This is a genomic window from Prauserella sediminis (assembly GCF_014195435.1).
Lineage (GTDB): Bacteria > Actinomycetota > Actinomycetes > Mycobacteriales > Pseudonocardiaceae > Prauserella > Prauserella salsuginis.
In genome coordinates this window covers 765,001-780,765 of record NZ_JACIBS010000001.1, presented here as the reverse complement: position 1 = coordinate 780,765, position 15,765 = coordinate 765,001, and the positions used below count along the sequence as shown (strand labels likewise).

The 15,765-nt window shown below is 70.6% G+C and carries 14 protein-coding genes (1 of these 14 only partly in view); 7 read left to right on the top strand and 7 right to left on the bottom strand.

Annotated features, from left to right (window positions below; translation table 11 throughout):
* The first annotated feature begins 17 nt into the window (after window positions 1-17).
* On the top strand, window positions 18-1,019 hold the full coding sequence (locus FB384_RS03440; RefSeq protein ID WP_183779080.1) for a hypothetical protein: 1,002 nt from the start codon (window positions 18-20) through the stop codon (window positions 1,017-1,019).
* A 24-nt stretch (window positions 1,020-1,043) separates the two neighbouring features.
* A complete protein-coding gene (locus tag FB384_RS03435) occupies window positions 1,044-1,286 on the top strand; it encodes a hypothetical protein (protein WP_183779078.1) in 243 nt (80 codons plus the stop codon).
* Between the two features lie 13 nt (window positions 1,287-1,299).
* Here FB384_RS03435 and FB384_RS03430 read toward each other — a convergent pair whose 3' ends face one another.
* Window positions 1,300-2,244, bottom strand: coding sequence for an ATP-binding protein (locus FB384_RS03430; RefSeq protein WP_183779076.1), 945 nt, complete (start codon window positions 2,242-2,244; stop codon window positions 1,300-1,302).
* Window positions 2,245-2,378: 134 nt separating this feature from the next.
* Here FB384_RS03430 and FB384_RS03425 point away from each other — a divergent pair, with 134 nt between their 5' ends.
* On the top strand, window positions 2,379-3,173 hold the full coding sequence (locus FB384_RS03425) for a helical backbone metal receptor (protein WP_183779074.1): 795 nt from the start codon (window positions 2,379-2,381) through the stop codon (window positions 3,171-3,173).
* A 21-nt stretch (window positions 3,174-3,194) separates the two neighbouring features.
* On the opposite strand, the gene panB is transcribed toward FB384_RS03425, so the two are convergent.
* Window positions 3,195-4,094 (bottom strand): 3-methyl-2-oxobutanoate hydroxymethyltransferase, encoded by a 900-nt coding sequence (gene panB, locus FB384_RS03420; RefSeq protein ID WP_183779072.1) that lies wholly within the window; start codon window positions 4,092-4,094, stop codon window positions 3,195-3,197.
* A 222-nt stretch (window positions 4,095-4,316) separates the two neighbouring features.
* Here panB and FB384_RS03415 point away from each other — a divergent pair, with 222 nt between their 5' ends.
* On the top strand, window positions 4,317-4,997 hold the full coding sequence (locus FB384_RS03415) for a DUF998 domain-containing protein (protein WP_183779070.1): 681 nt from the start codon (window positions 4,317-4,319) through the stop codon (window positions 4,995-4,997).
* Window positions 4,998-5,012: 15 nt separating this feature from the next.
* On the opposite strand, the gene FB384_RS03410 is transcribed toward FB384_RS03415, so the two are convergent.
* The 3 genes from FB384_RS03410 to secA2 are packed head-to-tail and all read right to left on the bottom strand — an operon-like array spanning window position 5,013 to window position 10,036.
* The gene (locus FB384_RS03410; RefSeq protein ID WP_183779068.1) at window positions 5,013-5,639 is read right to left on the bottom strand and encodes a methylated-DNA--[protein]-cysteine S-methyltransferase; all 627 of its coding nucleotides are present in this window, start codon (window positions 5,637-5,639) and stop codon (window positions 5,013-5,015) included.
* A 4-nt stretch (window positions 5,640-5,643) separates the two neighbouring features.
* Window positions 5,644-7,362 (bottom strand): NAD+ synthase, encoded by a 1,719-nt coding sequence (locus FB384_RS03405; protein WP_183779066.1) that lies wholly within the window; start codon window positions 7,360-7,362, stop codon window positions 5,644-5,646.
* Between the two features lie 55 nt (window positions 7,363-7,417).
* Window positions 7,418-10,036, bottom strand: a complete 2,619-nt coding sequence (secA2, locus tag FB384_RS03400) for an accessory Sec system translocase SecA2 (RefSeq protein WP_183784890.1) — start codon at window positions 10,034-10,036, stop codon at window positions 7,418-7,420.
* Window positions 10,037-10,094: 58 nt separating this feature from the next.
* Here secA2 and FB384_RS03395 point away from each other — a divergent pair, with 58 nt between their 5' ends.
* Window positions 10,095-11,654: an alpha/beta hydrolase gene (locus tag FB384_RS03395; protein ID WP_372497782.1), complete on the top strand. Its 1,560-nt coding sequence runs from the start codon at window positions 10,095-10,097 to the stop codon at window positions 11,652-11,654.
* 37 nt (window positions 11,655-11,691) lie between these two features.
* Here the strand turns inward: FB384_RS03395 and FB384_RS03390 are convergent, their stop codons facing one another.
* Both FB384_RS03390 and FB384_RS03385 read right to left on the bottom strand, forming a co-directional pair.
* Window positions 11,692-12,468, bottom strand: coding sequence for an LppX_LprAFG lipoprotein (locus FB384_RS03390; protein WP_183779062.1), 777 nt, complete (start codon window positions 12,466-12,468; stop codon window positions 11,692-11,694).
* Window positions 12,469-12,631: 163 nt separating this feature from the next.
* The gene (locus FB384_RS03385) at window positions 12,632-13,636 is read right to left on the bottom strand and encodes a GlxA family transcriptional regulator (protein WP_228725949.1); all 1,005 of its coding nucleotides are present in this window, start codon (window positions 13,634-13,636) and stop codon (window positions 12,632-12,634) included.
* A gap of 75 nt (window positions 13,637-13,711) precedes the next feature.
* Here FB384_RS03385 and FB384_RS03380 point away from each other — a divergent pair, with 75 nt between their 5' ends.
* Together FB384_RS03380 and glnA are read left to right on the top strand one after the other, a co-directional pair.
* A complete protein-coding gene (locus FB384_RS03380; RefSeq protein ID WP_183779058.1) occupies window positions 13,712-15,007 on the top strand; it encodes an MFS transporter in 1,296 nt (431 codons plus the stop codon).
* A gap of 24 nt (window positions 15,008-15,031) precedes the next feature.
* Window positions 15,032-15,765, top strand: the 5' portion of a protein-coding gene (glnA, locus tag FB384_RS03375; protein WP_183779055.1) for a type I glutamate--ammonia ligase. Its footprint extends 610 nt past the window's final position; the window shows 734 of its 1,344 coding nt (coding positions 1-734); its start codon is at window positions 15,032-15,034; the stop codon falls past the right edge of the window.

Sequence of the window (15,765 nt, the reverse complement as noted above, 5' to 3'; positions counted from 1 at the left end):
ACGCAGGAGGGTGTCTCGTGGGCAAAAAGTGGGGTAAGCGCGGAAAGAACGCGGGCCGCGGCGGTGCGCAGATCGACCCGTTCGCGATGCAGGCACGTCCGCCGGCCCCGCGGCACGCGCCGCCCGCGTCGAGCACGCCGCTGTCGGACTACCTGCGACGGGAACAGCCCGGCGTCACCGACGGTTACGTCGTGCTGCCGCGCGCTCTCGTCGAGGACATGCCGTTGCCGTGGCAGCAACAGCTGGTGAACCTGCTCGCCCAGTTCCACGACGGCCACGCGCGACTGGACTGGCCCGCCTACCGGGTCGTTCCCTCGCGGCCCGAACGTCTCGTGGACCTCGACGAGGAGCAGCTCGCCGAGGCCGGCTACCTCGTCGAGATCGACTCCGAGGGCGAGATGGTCTACCGCGAACGCAGCGGCCGGAAGGTCGACGACCCCGATTCGGTGACCGTGCTCGTGTCCTGTTTGGATCCCGTGGTGCAGGGGAGTCGTCCCCGCACCGCGCCCGCCGTCCCCCAGCAGGGGAAGGCTGCGCCCATGAACATCGGCCCGCAACCGGTGTGGGAGACACCGCCGTCGGGTTTCGTCGCCCCGTCGGCGGGCACCGCCGCCGCACCCGGATCGACCCCACCCGGATCGGCTGGGCAGGGGTCGACGCCCACGGCGGAATCCGGGACACCGACCCCGCCGTCCGGCACCGCCGTACCGGCGTCGCCGGCTGGGCAACCGCAGCCGGCCCAGCCGCCGCAGTCACCGCCGCAGCCGTCGCAGCCATCGCAGCAGGTTCCCCCGGCGGCGGGGCCTGTCACGGCGAGCGGCTCGTTCCCGGTGGTCCCGCCACCGGGCGCCGCACAACCGGATGCTGCACGGTCGGATGCCGCGCAGCGGGACTGGTTCGACGAGATGCCGGCCGACGGCGCCGGGGCGTCCGCTGCCGAGGGTGCCGACGGAGACGGGGCCGTGTTCGGACCGACCGGTGCCGAACCGACGGAGATTCCCTACCGCTTTCGCAGGTGACGAGGGTTGTGCCACGCTCGAGGCATGGGCTGGCGCAAGAAGGACCCGAATCCGCCGTCTGGCTGGTGGTACAATACCCGCACCGGAGAGATCGAGCACGGCGAAGTGTCGCGGTCGATCGACCTGCTCGGACCGTATCCGGATGAGGCCACCGCCCGGCAAGCCCTCGAGATCGCGCGGGCGCGCACCGAGGCCGCCGACGAAGCCGACGCCGAGTGGGACGCCGCCGACGACGACGGCAGCGACAGCGACGGTGGCAGGAACTGACCGGTAGACCGGCCTACACGCGAGCCGGGGGAGCGGGCACGAAGTCCGGGTCGACCTGGTCGGCGAGTTCGGAACCGGCCCACGCCCGGACGTTGCGCAGGTGCAGTTCGACCGCCTGCGCCTGGTAGGCCTCCCAATCGCGTTCGACGGCGTCCACAGTGGAGCGCATGGTGTCGAGTACCGCGAGGTTGGCGGGCTCCAGCTCGCTGATCGGGCGGTGCCGGCCGCGTTCGGCGGAGCGAACGTGCCGCGACGTCGACAGCCAGCCGATCAGGTCGTCGCCCACTTCGTCACGCAGGAACGCGACGTCCTCGTCGTCGGCGACCTTGTTGCCCACGACGGCGAGGCGCACGTCGAACTCGCGCGCGTACTCGGTGTACTGGCGGTACACGCCGATACTGCGCATCGTCGGCTCGCACACGAGGAACGTGACGTCGAAGCGCGTGAACAGACCGGAGGCGAATGCGTCGGCGCCCGCGGTCATGTCGACGACCACGTACTCGCCCGCCTCGTCGACGAGATGGTTGAGCAGCAGCTCCGCGGCACCGGTCTTCGAGTGGTAGCAGGCGACGCCGAGATCGTCATCGGTGAACCGGCCGGTGACGGCGACGCGCGCGCCGCCGATCTCGCGCATGCACGCGTCGGTGATCGGGTTGTCCTCGCGCGGGGTCATCAGCCGTGAGCCGCGCCCCGGCGGAGTGGTCTTGATCATGGCGTCGGCGTTGGGGATGCGGGGGTTCTCGCCCCGCAGGTAGTCCTTGATCAGCGTCAGGTTGTCGCCGAGGGTCGGCAGCGCGTCCGCCTCGTCCGGAGTCGCGCCGAGTGCGACGGCGAGGTGCTGGTTGATGTCGGCGTCGATGGCCAGCACCGGGGCGCCCGAACCGGCGAGATACGAGGTGAACAGGCCGCTGAGCGTCGTCTTGCCGCTGCCGCCTTTGCCCACGAACGCGACCTTCATGAAAACCCCCAAATGGATGTCATTTTCATCAGTGGTCGGCACGGTACCGAGGGGAGCGGTTACCCGATCGGGTCGGGGGTGGATGGACGTCGGGGGTGGATGGACGGATGGACACTGTGGGGCAACATGGCGCCATGACGACGTTCACCGACGACCTCGGCGCCGATGTGCCGTTGCCGGACCCGCCGCGACGGGTCGTCTCGCTCGTGCCGGCACTGACCGAGGCCGTCGAGTACACGACGCCGGGTCTGATCGTCGGCGCGACGGACTACTGCACGCACCCGCCGGACCTGGATGTCCCGCGGGTCGGTGGCTCGAAGTATCCGACGGCCGGCGCCGCTGCCGAACTGCGGCCCGACCTCGTACTCGCCAACGCCGAGGAGAACCGGCCACAGGACGTGCAGGCGCTCCGCGACGCCGGGATCCCGGTGTGGGTGATGGAGGCGCCCGGGACGGTGCCCGCCGCGCTCGCCTCGCTGCGGGCACTGTTGACGGGACCGCTCGCCGGCTGCGCCGGAACACCGGCCGATGGCGTTCCGGCGTGGCTGGCGGAGGCCGAACGGCTGTGGCTGACGGAACCCCGGCCGGTGCGGGCGCGTGCGGTCGTGCCGGTGTGGCGCAAGCCGTGGGTGGTGCTGGGCCGCGACACCTTCGGTGGTGACGTCCTGCGCAGGCTCGGTGTCGACCACGTCTACACCGGCGCCGACGAGCGTTACCCCCGGCCCAAGCTCGACCAGCTGCGGCAGCGGTTCGCCGACGGCGAGGCGGACCTGCTCGTACTGCCCGACGAACCGTGGGAGTTCACCGACGGCGACGGCCCCGACGCGTTCCCCGGCGTGCCGTACGTCCTCGTCTCCGGCCGGTACCTGACGTGGTACGGACCGTCCCTCGTGGCAGCCCACGGTGAACTCTCGGCCGTTCTCCCGTGAGTGCTCCTGGCGTGTGTCCCGCTAGTCGAAGGTGTGCTCTGCGGCCGGGAACTGCCCGCCGCGGACGTCGGCGGCGAACTCCTGGGCGGCGCGGGTGAGCTCGCCCGCGACGTCGGCGTAGCGCTTGACGAACCGCGGCGCCCCGCCGGTCCGCAGCCCCGCCATGTCCTGCCACACGAGCACCTGTGCGTCGCACTCCGGGCCGGCGCCGATGCCGACGGTCGGGATCGCCAGCTTGCGGGTCACCTGCCGTGCGGCCTCCCCCGGCACCATTTCCATCACCACGGAGAACGCCCCGGCGTCCTGCAGCGCGAGCGCGTCCTCCAGCAGCTCGACACCTGCCTCGCCGCGGCCCTGCACCCGGTAGCCGCCGAGCGTGTGCTCCGACTGCGGCGTGAACCCGATGTGGCCCATCACCGGCACACCCGCTGCCGTGATCGCCTCGACGTGCGGGGCGAACCGGCGCCCGCCTTCCAGCTTGACGGCGTGGGCGCGGCCCTCCTTCATGAACCGCACCGCCGTGGCCACGGCCTGCTCGACCGACACCTGGTACGAGCCGAACGGCAGGTCGGCCACGACGAGCGCGTGGGTGGCCGCGCTCGAGACGGCCCGGACGAGCGGCAGCAGCTCCTCGACCGTGACCGGCAGCGACGTGTCGTAGCCGAAGACGTTGTTGGCTGCCGAGTCGCCGACGAGCAGTACCGGAATGCCCGCTTCGTCGAACAGCTTCGCCGTGTACATGTCGTAGGCCGTCAGCATCGGCCACGGCTGCCGGGCTTCCTTCCACTGCCGCAGATGGTGGATGCGCACCTTCTTCCGCTCGGGTGCGCGGCCGCCGTGATCGCCTGTCGGGCCGGCGGGGGAGCCGTACGGTGCGGGCTGCTGGTCGGCGGAGTCGCCGGGTGTTTCGGAAACGGACATCGTCGTCGAACCGTCCTTCCCTCGAGGCCTGCGCGGCAGGTCCCCGGGTCGTGGATCGTTACCCATTGAGCGTGGCAGCACCGCCGACAGGCCAGGAAGCTCGGTGCGAGCAGCTTCACAGCCCCGGGGAGCACACATCACTGCCGCGTAGTGAGGTCATTACGCTGTGTGCGACACCATTTCGGGTTTCGGTTCGGCCGATAGCGTGATAGGTAGTTCGCTATGCTGCCGGAGCTCCGCGGTTCGACGACCCTCACCGCGGTGCGTAGAGCGGGGATATCCCTGCTGGTCATCGCCATCATCGGCCAGCTCGGCTGGTTGGCGGAGTTCGTGCTGCACACCCACATGTCCTCGTTGCGGACGGTGACGTCGGCCCTCGCGGTGCCCGGCCAGCCTCATGCGCCGCTGTTTCGCGCGGCGGAGCTGGTGGCCGGGGTTGCGCTGGTGCTGGCGGTGCCGCCGTTGCTGCGGATCACTCCGGTGCACAGCAGTGCCCGCGCCACGATGGTGCTGGTCGGCATGCTCGGTGTGCTGTATCTCGTCCGGGGTGTCTTCCCGCTGGAGTGTCGCGTCGTCGCGGGAGGCGGGTGCGCGCCCGACCCCGATCCGTCGCTGGGCGGCCAGCTCCACATCGCGGCGTCGATCCTGGTCAACGTGTTCTGTTCGGCAGGTCCGGTCGCGCTGCTGCTCTGGTGGTACGGCCGGTGGACGATCGCACCGGCGATCGGCGTCGGCCTCGGCACGCTCGCGTGGCTGCTGCTGGTGCTCGACGATTTCGTCGGCCCCGGCGAGTTCGCCGGTCTGGCTTCCCGCGGGCAGATGATCAGCGCGAGCATCGTGCTGGGCGCTGGGGTCGCCTACCTCCGCAAAACCGGAGGCGACCGCACCGCCCGCATGGCTTGAACCACCGGCGCCGGTTCAGAACAGCGTGGGCGGTGTGAGATGGACGCCTTCGGTCTCGAGAATGCGCTCCTTCGTCGCCAGCCCACCCGTCGCGGAGAAACCGCCCGGCTTGCCGCCGGCGGCGAGAATCCGGTGACACGGCACGATCGGGGCGAACGGATTCGCACCGAGCGCCTGCCCGACGGCCTGCGCCGCTCCCGGTTCCCCGAGTCGCCGTGCGAGCTCGCCGTACGTGGTGGTCGTGCCGCGCGGGATCGTGCGCGCGAGTTCGTACACCCGTGCGTGGAACGGCGGCACCGACCGCAGGTCCAGCGGAATTGTCGACAGGTCGACGTCCTTGCCGGCCAGCGACGCTCTCACCGCCTCGATCGCCTCGGCAACCCACGTCGGCAGCGAGGTGCGCGCATCGTCACCGGCCGGAGCGGTGCCGCCGTGCTCGGTGGCACCGTGCTCCGTGCTGTCGTGTTCAATGGCGTCGTGTTCAATGGCGTCGGGAAACCGGGTCCGCAACCGTGTCCGCGTGCTCGCTGCGTCGGTCTCGGGCAGCTGGCTTCCCACGACGGCATCGGTCGGCTGCCGGGTCCAGGCGAGACCGCAGTGCCCGAGCGACGTCGGGAACACCGTGAAACCGCCGCCGCTCATGACGTCAGTGGGTCTCGCGCCAGCGGTTGGTCATCGGCAGCCTACGGTCGCGGCCGAACGCCTTGAACGTGATCTTCGTGCCCGGCGGATACTGCCTGCGCTTGTATTCGGCCCCGTCGACCATGCGCACCACGCGGTCGATCACCCCGGGGTCGAACCCGGCGGCGAGCAGGTCCGCGTAGCCGCGGTCCCCTTCGATGTAGTCGTCGAGCACGTCGTCGAGCAGCTCGTAGTCCGGCAGCGAGTCGGTGTCGACCTGGCCGGGACGCAGCTCGGCCGACGGCGGCTTCGAGATCGAGTTCTCCGGGATCGGAGGTGTCTGCCCGCGCTTGACGGCCTCGTCGTTGCGCCAGCGCGCGAGCGCCCACACGTGCGTCTTGAACACGTCCTTGATGGGAGCGAAGCCGCCCACCGCGTCGCCGTAGATCGTCGAGTAGCCGACGGCGAGTTCGGTCTTGTTGCCGGTGGCCAGCACTAGGTGTCCGTCCAGGTTGGACAGCGCCATGAGCAGCATGCCGCGCACCCGGGCCTGGATGTTCTCCTCGGCCAGGCCTCGCAACGACAGCTGGTCGACGTACACCTGCACCATGTCGGTCACCGGTTCGAGCCGGAAATGGCAGCCCAGCCGCTCGGCGAGATCGGCCGCGTCCGATTTGGAGTGGTCCGACGAGTACACCGACGGCATCGCCACGCCGTACACCTTGTCCGGCCCGAGCGCGTCCACGGCCAGTGCGGCGACCACGGCCGAGTCGATCCCGCCGGACAGCCCGAGGATCACCGAGCCGAACCCGTTCTTGCCGACGTAGTCGCGCAGTCCGAGCACGAGCGCGGACCAGACCTCCGCCTCGTCCGGCAGCGGTTCGCCGATCGCCGGACCGCCCAGCGGCTCGCGCGGGGGCGCCGGGCCGTCACTCAGCGTCCGCCGGTGCACGGTGAGCCCTGCGAACTCGCCGTCGGCGGTGTGGCCGCCCGGCTGCACCTCGACGTCGGTGACGAGCAGCTGCTCGGTGAACTGCCCGGCACGCGCCAGTAGCGTGCCGTCGGTGCCCACGACGATCGAATCGCCGTCGAACACGAGATCGTCCTGCCCCCCGACGCAGTTGGTGTAGACCACTGGTGCGCCGGCTTCGCGGGCCCGCGAAGCGACCAGCGGCAGTCGCACGTCGTCCTTGGCGCGTTCGTACGGCGACGCGTTCGGCGACACAACCAGGTCCACCCCTGCTTCGCCGAGCGCCGCGACCGGGCCGCCGTCCTGCCACAGGTCCTCGCAGACGACCATGCCCACGTCGACCCCGTGGAGGCGCACGACGTCGAGCTCGGTGCCCGGCTTGAAGTTGCGGCGTTCGTCGAACACCCCATAGTTCGGCAGGTGGTGCTTGTACTGCCTCGCCACGACCCGGCCGCCGAGCAGGGCGACGACGGCGTTCCGCGGACCGGCTTCGTCCTGGTCGAGGTAGCCGACGTACGTCAGCAGGTCGCCGCAGCCGGCGTCGGCCAGCCGCTGTGCGACCACATCGACCTGTTCGCGGCACGCGCGCGCGAACGTCTCCCGCAACGCCAGGTCCTCCACCGGATAGCCGGTGAGCGTCATCTCCGGGAACACGACGACGTGCGCTCCGGATTCGGCGGCTTCGCGGGTGCGCTCGACGATCAGGTCGGTGTTCCCGGCCAGGTCGCCGACGGTCGTGTTGATCTGGGCCAGTGCGATGCGCAGGTGCGGCATACCGTCATTGTCGCGCACCCGCGCAGCGCTCCGCGCGTGAGATCGGGTTCGCCCGTCAGCTGCGCTTCTTGCGCAGCATCCCGCGCACCTTCTTCAACGCCTGCTCGGCGTCCGAGTCGAACGGGTTGTCCTGCACCAGGTACGTCCACGTCGATGTCGGCCTGCGCACGCCCGCCGCCGCGAGGTCGACGCCGTCGGACGTGATCTCCGCCGACGCGAGGGTCTCCGCCGACCGCGACTCCACTCTGCCGCGGATCTTGTGGAACTCCGGGATCGCGACCCGGTGGAACTCGTCCAACGGCTGCTCCCTCGCCATCGCCCGCAGATGGATCGTCTCCCGCACGTTGTTGAGGAACGCCAGGTGATCGGCCCACAGCTGATCCATGTGGAACAGCATGATGCGGCGGCACACGGTCGTGAGCTCCTCCTCGCCGAGCTTGTCGGCCAGCTCGGCGAGACGCGCCTCGTCGAGCTGCTTCGCATCGGCTTCCGCGGCGTCCCCGGCATCGTCCGTGGCGGCGTCCGGGGCCGCGGCATCGTCGGAGGCCGTGTCGCCCTCCGTCTCGTCGTCGGATACCGCGTCGTCGGATACCGCGTCGGCCTCCGCTGCCGCGTCGTCGGATGCCGCGTCGTCGGCGGTCGAGGTGTCCACCTCCGCGTCGTCGGCGGACTTCCTCTTCTCCTTGTGCTTCTTCGTCTCGCCGGTGGCCTTGTCCTCACGTGTGGCGTCCGCACGTGCGGCGTCCTCACGTGCGGACGCGAGCTCGGCGAGGACCTTCTTGGCGGCGTCGGTGCGCAGCACCTCGTCGCGCCATTTCAGCAGCTCGGAGCGCTGGTGCTCGATCAACCGGGTGTAGCGCCACGTGTTGCGGTGGATCTCCAGGTCGACGCCTTCGGCGACGCGCTGGGCATGGTTGATCTGCCGGTGCGCGGCATTGTCGGTGACCTCGCCGGTCTCGGGGTCGGCGTCGATCCCGTCCGGCACGTCCGGTGCGTGGCCGAGCACGAGTTCGTCGTTGAGGCTGGCGAAGAACACCGAGCTGCCCGGGTCACCCTGCCTGCCCGCGCGGCCGCGGAGCTGGTCGTCGAGCCGGCTGCTCGGATAGCGCGCCGTGCCGATGACGTGCAGGCCGCCCAACTCGGCGACGCGTTCCCGGTCGGAGCCGTCGGCGCCGCCCAGCCGGATGTCGGTGCCGCGGCCCGCCATCTGGGTCGACACGGTGATCCGCTCGTAGGTGCCTGCCTCGGCGATGATGGCCGCTTCCTCGGCGTCGTTGCGCGCGTTGAGCACGACGCAGGGCAGCCCCGCCTTCTCGAGTTTCTCGGCGAGTTCCTCGGACTCGGCGACGTCCTGCGTACCGACGAGGATCGGCCGCCCGGTGGCGTGCACCTCCTCGATCTCGGACACGATCGCGCGCAGCTTGTTGTTCGGCGCGGCGTAGATCCGGTCCGTGGTGTCCTCGCGCACGTTCGGCGTGTTCGGCGGGATCACCGCGACCTCGAGTTCGTAGAACTCCCGCAGCTGTTCGGCGACGGCCACGGCCGTGCCCGTCATACCCGCCACCTGCGGATACCGCGCGACGAGCGCCTGCACCGTGATCGAGTCGAGGATCTCGCCCCGGTCGGACGCCGGCAGCTGTTCCTTGGCCTCGACCGCAGCCTGCAACCCGTCCGGCCAGCGTTGCAGTTCGGCGACGCGGCCGCGGGAGGCGTTGATCAGCTGGACCTTGCCGTCGCGCACCAGGTAGTCGACGTCCCGGGTGAGCAGCGCGTGCGCATGCAGCGCCACGTTGACGGCGGCGAGGCGGTCGGCCCCGTCCTCGGCGTACAGGTCGATGCCGCCGAGGGACTTCTCCACCACGGAGGCGCCCGCCGTCGTCAGCCACGCGTTGCGGCCGTCGGGGTCGGTCTCGTAGTGCAGCCCGACACGCAGCCTGCGGACGATGTTGGCGACCTCAAGGTCAGCCACTCCCGCGTCGACCGAACCGGCCATCACCAGCGGCACGCGCGCCTCGTCGACGAGCACCGAGTCGGCCTCGTCGACGATCGCCACCTCCGGCTCGGCCTGCGCGAGCTCACCCGCGTCGGTCACGAGGCGGTCGCGCAGCACGTCGAAGCCGATCTCGCTGACCGCTCCGTAGCAGATCTCCGCGCCGTACGCGGCCCGCCGGTCCGACGTCTCCAACGACGGCTCGACCCAGGCGACGGACACGCCGAGCAGGTCGTAGACGGGCCGCATCCACTCGGCGTCACGGCGAGCCAGGTAGTCGTTGACGGAGATGACGTGCACCCGCTTGCCCTGCAGCGCGTAGCCGGCTGCAGCCAGCGCACCGGCGAGCGTCTTGCCCTCACCGGTCTGCATCTGCACGACATGCCCGGTCAGCAGCCCCATCGTGCCCAGCAGCTGGACGTCGAACGCCCGCTCGCCCAGACCGCGGCGCGCGGCCTCCCTGCCGAGTGCGCACACCTCGATGAGTTGCCGGTCACTGAAAGTCCCGGTGGCGGACAGGTCGTCGCCCAGTTCGGTGGCGGCGGCGGTCAGTTCGCTGTCGTCGAGCTTCTCCAGTTCCGGCTCACGCTTCTCGATCCGCGGCAGCAACGCCTCGTACCGCGTCAGCTCCACGCTCGCCGGACGCTGGATGATCCTGCGCAACCGCTTGCTCACCCGGCTCATCAACGCCACGCGTGGTCTCCCATCTCGCTCCTCGTGCTGCGATGGCACGATCACTTCCGTGCCTTCTGTCGAACGCTACCTGGCCCTCGCCACCTGTGTACTCGCCTTGGGCGGGCTGACGACCGCCTGCTCGTCCGATCAACCCGAGCAGAAGGGCCCGGTCGGACCCGTGCCCCAGGGCCTGGATCGGTTCTACGGGCAGGCGCTCGACTGGGGTGAATGCGAGCCGTACGCCACCTCCGAGATGGCGCGTTCGTCGTTCGGCGCGGAAGGGCTCGAGTGCGCGCGGCTGACCGTGCCGCTGGACTACGACGAGCCCGACGGCCCGGAGATCGAGCTCGGCCTGCTGCGGCACCGGGCGACGGGTGACGACCGGATCGGCTCGCTCGTCGTCAACCCGGGTGGGCCCGGCGCTTCGGGAATGCTGAGCGCGGCGTCGATGGCGGGCCCGACGGCGGACACGGAGATCGGCCAGCGGTTCGACCTCGTCGGCTTCGATCCGCGCGGCGTCGGTGCGAGCGAACCCGCGCTCGAGTGCCTCACCGACAACGAACGCGACGCCGACCGCGCGGACGATGTCGAATACGACGGCAGCAGGCAAGGGGTGCGGGCGACCGAAGAGGAGGAACGCCGGTTCGCCGCCAAGTGCGCGGAGCGCACGGAGCACGGTGAGGACATGCTCGCCCACCTGGGCACCCGCGACGTCGTCCAGGACATGGATGTGCTGCGGTCGGTGCTCGGCGACCGCAAGCTCAACTACGTCGGCTATTCGTACGGCACGCGCATCGGCTACACCTACGCCGAACGGTTCCCTCGCAACGTCCGGTCGCTCGTGCTCGACGGTGCTCTCGACCCCGAACAGGACTCCGTGGAGTCGCTCGTGTCCCAGGGCGAGGGGTTCGGCAAGTCGTTCGAGGAGTTCGCCGCGTGGTGCCAGGAGCGGTCCGGCTGCCCGTTGACCGGCGACCCGACGAAGGCCTACCAGGACCTGGTGCGCCCACTGCTCGACGACCCCGTCGACGTCGGCGGCCGCGTACTGTCCTACGACGACGCCACGACGGGCACCATCCAGGCGCTGTATTCGGAGCGCATGTGGCCGCAGCTGAAGTCCGGTCTCGCCGAGCTGTCGCAGGGCAGCGGTTCGACCCTGATGGCGTTGGCCGACATGTACAACGAGCGTGACTCGTCCGGTAACTACGCCAACACGCAGGACGCGTTCGTCGCGATCCGCTGCGTCGACGACCCGCCGGTGGAGGACAGGGAGAAGATCCGGGACGCGCAGCGGCGGTACGCCGAGGTGGCGCCGTTCCTCGACCCGGGAACCCGCCCGTCGGCGGCCCGCGACGCCTGTGCGTTCTGGCCCGTGGACAGCACGTCCGAACCGCACCTGCCCGATGTCGACGGCGTGCCGCCCGCGTTGGTGGTGTCGACGACCAACGACCCCGCGACGCCGTACCGGGCGGGAGTGCAACTGGCGAAGGCCCTCGACGGGAGGCTGCTCACGTTCGAGGGCAATCAGCACACGGTGTTCCTGCAGGGCAACCAATGCGTGGACGGGGCGGGTGCGCGCTACCTGATCGACGGCACGCTGCCGCAGGAGGGCAAGCGCTGCGGATGATCGGCGCGGGCGGCAAGGGGCTGCGCCGGCGGCCGCGTCAGCTGCTCGGCGCCGGCGCCGAGCTGGAGACCTCGATCGGCTGGTTGTGTTCGCTCAGCCCGAGTTCGATCATCGTGGCGCCCTCGTTCTGCTTCCGCGGCGGCACCTGCAGCCAGACGCGTAACAGCGTGCGCTCGGGGTTGTCCGTGACCCAGAACTTGACCGCGACGTCGTCGGGTACCCCTGGCAGCAGTTCCGAGATGTCGGCCTGGGGGAGAGTGCCGCTGACGCGATAGGTCGGCACGTCGCCGATGTCCTCGCGGCTCTCGGTGCTCAGTTCGGTCGCGTCGCCGAGCAGATCGTGCAGGCCGCCGTCGCCGGCGAGCAGGTTCGCGGGGGTGAACCGTTCCGGTACGACGGAGGTCGTCATCACGTCGTCGGAGTCGGTCAGTGTGACGGTCGTGTCGCGGGCGGCTTCGGCGCTGCTGCCCTCGGGGACCGCCGACGTGGCCGAACCGCCGGAGGAGGACGCGCCCTCCCGATGGCCGAGTTCGTACTCGTACTGCACGCGTTCGGTGGGCAGCTGCATGTCGACCTCGCCCGTCGACCAGCCGGAGCGGGTGGCCACGCCTTCGATCGACCGGATCGGAAAGCCGGGCAGTGCTCCCTGGGTGCGCAGGTCGAAACGGACGCTGGTGACGTCGCGCAGCGCGGCCGAGGCGTCGCGGACCAGCGAAGCGCCTGGCGGCTCGCTCTCGGGTGCCTCGGGTGAGGAGGTGCACCCGGCAACGAGCGTGAGCACAGCTGCGGTGACGACCAGAATCCGCCGGGACATGCCTGAGGACTTTACTGCCGGGCGAAGCCCGTCGGGTTGGGCGGTGGCGGGTGAGGGGCCGGCCCTTACTGCCGGGCGAAGCCCGTCGGGTTGGGCGGTGGCGGGTGAGGGGCCGGCCGTACTGCGGGCAGGAGGCTGCCGGATGGCGTGGTGACGGACCGGGTCACCGGGTGTGGGCCGGTTCGTCGGGATGGGTTCCTGCGGCCTGGGCCTGTGCTGCGAAGGTGCGCCGGTAGGCGAGCGGGGAGACGCCGATGGCGGTGCGGAGGTGTTTGCGCAGCGATGCGGCGGTGCCGAGGCCCGATTCGGCGGCGACCCGGTCGACGGGCAGATCGGTGACCTCGAGCAGGTGCCTGGCGTGCAGGACGCGCTGGCGGGTCAGCCACGTGTGCGGCGGCAGGCCGGTTTCGTCGCGGAACCGGCGGTTGAAGGTGCGCATGCTCATCCGCGCGTGTGCTGCGAGCGCGGCCAGGTCGAGGGGTTCGCCGAGCCGTTCCAGCGCCCATGCCCTGGTGGGTGCGGTGCTGCCGGTGACTGCGTCGGTGAAGGGGCGGTCGATGTACTGCGACTGGCCGCCGTCGCGCCAGGGCGGGACGACGCAATAGCGGGCGGCACGGTTGGCGACGTCGCTGCCGTGGTCGGAGCGGACGACGTGCAGGCACAGGTCGACGCCCGCGGCGAGGCCTGCGGAGGTGAGCACGTCGCCGTCGTCGACGAACAGCACGTTCTCGTCGAGGCACACCTCGGGGTAGAGCGTGCGGAGCCGGTCGGCGTGCGCCCAGTGTGTGGTGGCGGGGCGGCCGTTCAGGAGGCCTGCGGCGGCGAGGACGAACGCGCCGGTGCAGATCGACATGACCCGGGCGGAGGCGGGGATGCGGGCGAGTGCCGTGGTGACGTCGTCGGGAAGTGACCCGTCGCGGTGCGGGCCCGGTAGCCGGGTGCCGGGCACGATCACGGTGTCGGCGTCGTCGAGTGCTTCGGGGCCGTGGTCGAGCAGCGCGGAGTAGCCGGAGGACACCCGCACCGGTCGGTCGTCGACCCCGCAGACACGCACGTCGTACAGCGGCCGCCCGCCCTGTTCGGCGCACGCGAAGATCTGCGGCGGAATCTGCATGTCGTAGCCGACGACCTCGCCGACGGCGAGGACCACCACCCGGTGCACACCCATGGCAAGATCCTCGCACATATTGGCATTCGTGCCACTCGTCGCGGCGGCAGCGGTTGATCATCCTCGAATGTCGTGATGACGTTGCGTACTTCCCGGCGGCCGGCTGTCCGGCCGCGGTTGCACTGGGCATGGCTCGTCGCCGCGGCGGCGTTCGTGGCGCTGCTGGCGGCGGGCGCGTTCCGTGCTGCGCCCGGCGTGCTGATCGACCCGCTGCACGCCGAGTTCGGCTGGTCGCGCGGCACGATCTCGCTCGCCGTGTCGGTGAACCTGCTGCTCTACGGTCTGATCGCACCCTTCGCGGCTGCGCTGATGGAGCGACTGGGCATGCGGCGGGTCGTCGCGGGCGCACTGGTGCTGGTCGCGGCGGGCAGCGGGCTGACGGTCCTGATGACCGCGAGCTGGCAGCTGCTGTTGTGCTGGGGTGTGCTCGTCGGGGCGGGCACCGGATCCATGGCGCTGACGTTCGTCGCCACCGTGACCGGTCGCTGGTTCGTCACCCACCGGGGCCTGGTCAGCGGCATCCTGACGGCGGCGAGTGCGGCGGGCCAGTTGGTCTTCCTGCCGCTGGTCGCCGGGCTCGCGACGGGACACGGCTGGCGGTGGGCGTCGTTGCTGATCGCGGCGGCCGCGCTGGCGGTCGTGCCGGTGGTGCTGCTGTGCCTGCGGGAACAGCCACGCGACGTCGGCACCGTGGCCTACGGCGCGTCCGGCACCGATGACACGGGGGACACGGCCGCGCCGCCGGCGGGTGGCAGCGCCGCTCACGCGCTGCGCACCCTGCGCGATGCGATGCGGACACCCGCGTTCTGGCTGCTGGCGGGCGGTTTCGCCATCTGCGGGGCGTCGACCAACGGACTGATCGGTACGCACTTCGTCCCGGCCGCGCACGACCACGGTATGCCGGCGACGGCCGCCGCGGGCCTGCTCGCGGTGGTGGGGATCTTCGACGTCGTGGGCACGGTCTTCTCCGGGTGGCTCACCGACCGCGTCGATCCCCGCGTGCTGCTCGCCGTCTACTACGTGCTGCGCGGCCTGTCGCTGGCGATCCTGCCGCAGTTGTTCGCACCGACGACCGAACCGCCGATGTGGGCGTTCATCGTCTTCTACGGATTGGACTGGGTCGCCACCGTCCCGCCGACCGTGGCGCTGTGCCGCGAACGGTTCGGGAACGCGGGGCCGATCGTCTTCGGCTGGGTGTTCGCGTCCCACCAGATCGGAGCGGCTCTGGCGGCGTTCGGTGCGGGGTTCGTACGCGACCAGCTGGGCTCCTACGACCTCGCCTGGTACGTCGCAGGCGGGTTGTGCGCGGTGGCGGCCGTGATGTCCGCGAACATCCGCCGAACCGGCGTGACCCACGAAACATTGCGTTAACACAGTGCGCATAGGGTCACGCCCATGGATCGTCAGCAGGAGTTCGTGCTGCGCACGCTCGAAGAACGCGACATCCGCTTCGTGCGGCTCTGGTTCACCGACGTACTGGGCTTCCTGAAGTCGGTGGCGATCGCCCCCGCGGAACTGGAAGGCGCGTTCTCCGAGGGGATCGGGTTCGACGGCTCCGCCATCGAGGGCTTCGCGCGCGTCTACGAGTCGGACATGATCGCCAAGCCGGACCCGTCGACGTTCCAGGTGCTGCCGTGGGAGCAGGCCGACGGCGGGCACTACTCGGCGCGGATGTTCTGCGACATCGCGATGCCCGACGCCTCGCCGTCGTGGGCCGATCCTCGGCACGTGCTGCGCCGTCAGCTGTCGAAGGCGGGCGAGGCCGGCTTCACCTGTTACGTCCACCCGGAGATCGAGTTCTATCTCCTCCAGGATCTGCCTGAGGACGGCAAGGAACCGGTGCCCGCCGACAACGGCGGCTACTTCGACCAGGCCAGCCACGCGACGGCGACGCACTTCCGGCGGCACGCCATCGAGGCGCTCGAGGCGATGGGCATCTCGGTGGAGTTCAGCCACCACGAGGGCGCACCGGGGCAGCAGGAGATCGACCTGCGGTACGCCGACGCGCTGACCATGGCCGACAACGTCATGACGTTCCGGTATGTGGTCAAGGAGGTCGCGCTGACCCAGGGCGTGCGCGCGACGTTCATGCCGAAGCCGTTCACGGCTCACCCGGGCTCCGGGATGCA

Coding starts and splice junctions, on each gene's coding strand:
- FB384_RS03435 (WP_183779078.1), top strand. CDS start 1,044: ATGGGCTGGCGCAAGAAGGACCCGAATCCGCCGTCTGGCTGGTGGTAC.
- FB384_RS03430 (WP_183779076.1), bottom strand. CDS start 2,244: ATGAAGGTCGCGTTCGTGGGCAAAGGCGGCAGCGGCAAGACGACGCTC.
- FB384_RS03425 (WP_183779074.1), top strand. CDS start 2,379: ATGACGACGTTCACCGACGACCTCGGCGCCGATGTGCCGTTGCCGGAC.
- panB (WP_183779072.1), bottom strand. CDS start 4,094: ATGTCCGTTTCCGAAACACCCGGCGACTCCGCCGACCAGCAGCCCGCA.
- FB384_RS03415 (WP_183779070.1), top strand. CDS start 4,317: ATGCTGCCGGAGCTCCGCGGTTCGACGACCCTCACCGCGGTGCGTAGA.
- FB384_RS03410 (WP_183779068.1), bottom strand. CDS start 5,639: ATGAGCGGCGGCGGTTTCACGGTGTTCCCGACGTCGCTCGGGCACTGC.
- FB384_RS03405 (WP_183779066.1), bottom strand. CDS start 7,362: ATGCCGCACCTGCGCATCGCACTGGCCCAGATCAACACGACCGTCGGC.
- secA2 (WP_183784890.1), bottom strand. CDS start 10,036: ATGAGCCGGGTGAGCAAGCGGTTGCGCAGGATCATCCAGCGTCCGGCG.
- FB384_RS03390 (WP_183779062.1), bottom strand. CDS start 12,468: ATGTCCCGGCGGATTCTGGTCGTCACCGCAGCTGTGCTCACGCTCGTT.
- FB384_RS03385 (WP_228725949.1), bottom strand. CDS start 13,636: ATGGGTGTGCACCGGGTGGTGGTCCTCGCCGTCGGCGAGGTCGTCGGC.
- FB384_RS03380 (WP_183779058.1), top strand. CDS start 13,712: ATGACGTTGCGTACTTCCCGGCGGCCGGCTGTCCGGCCGCGGTTGCAC.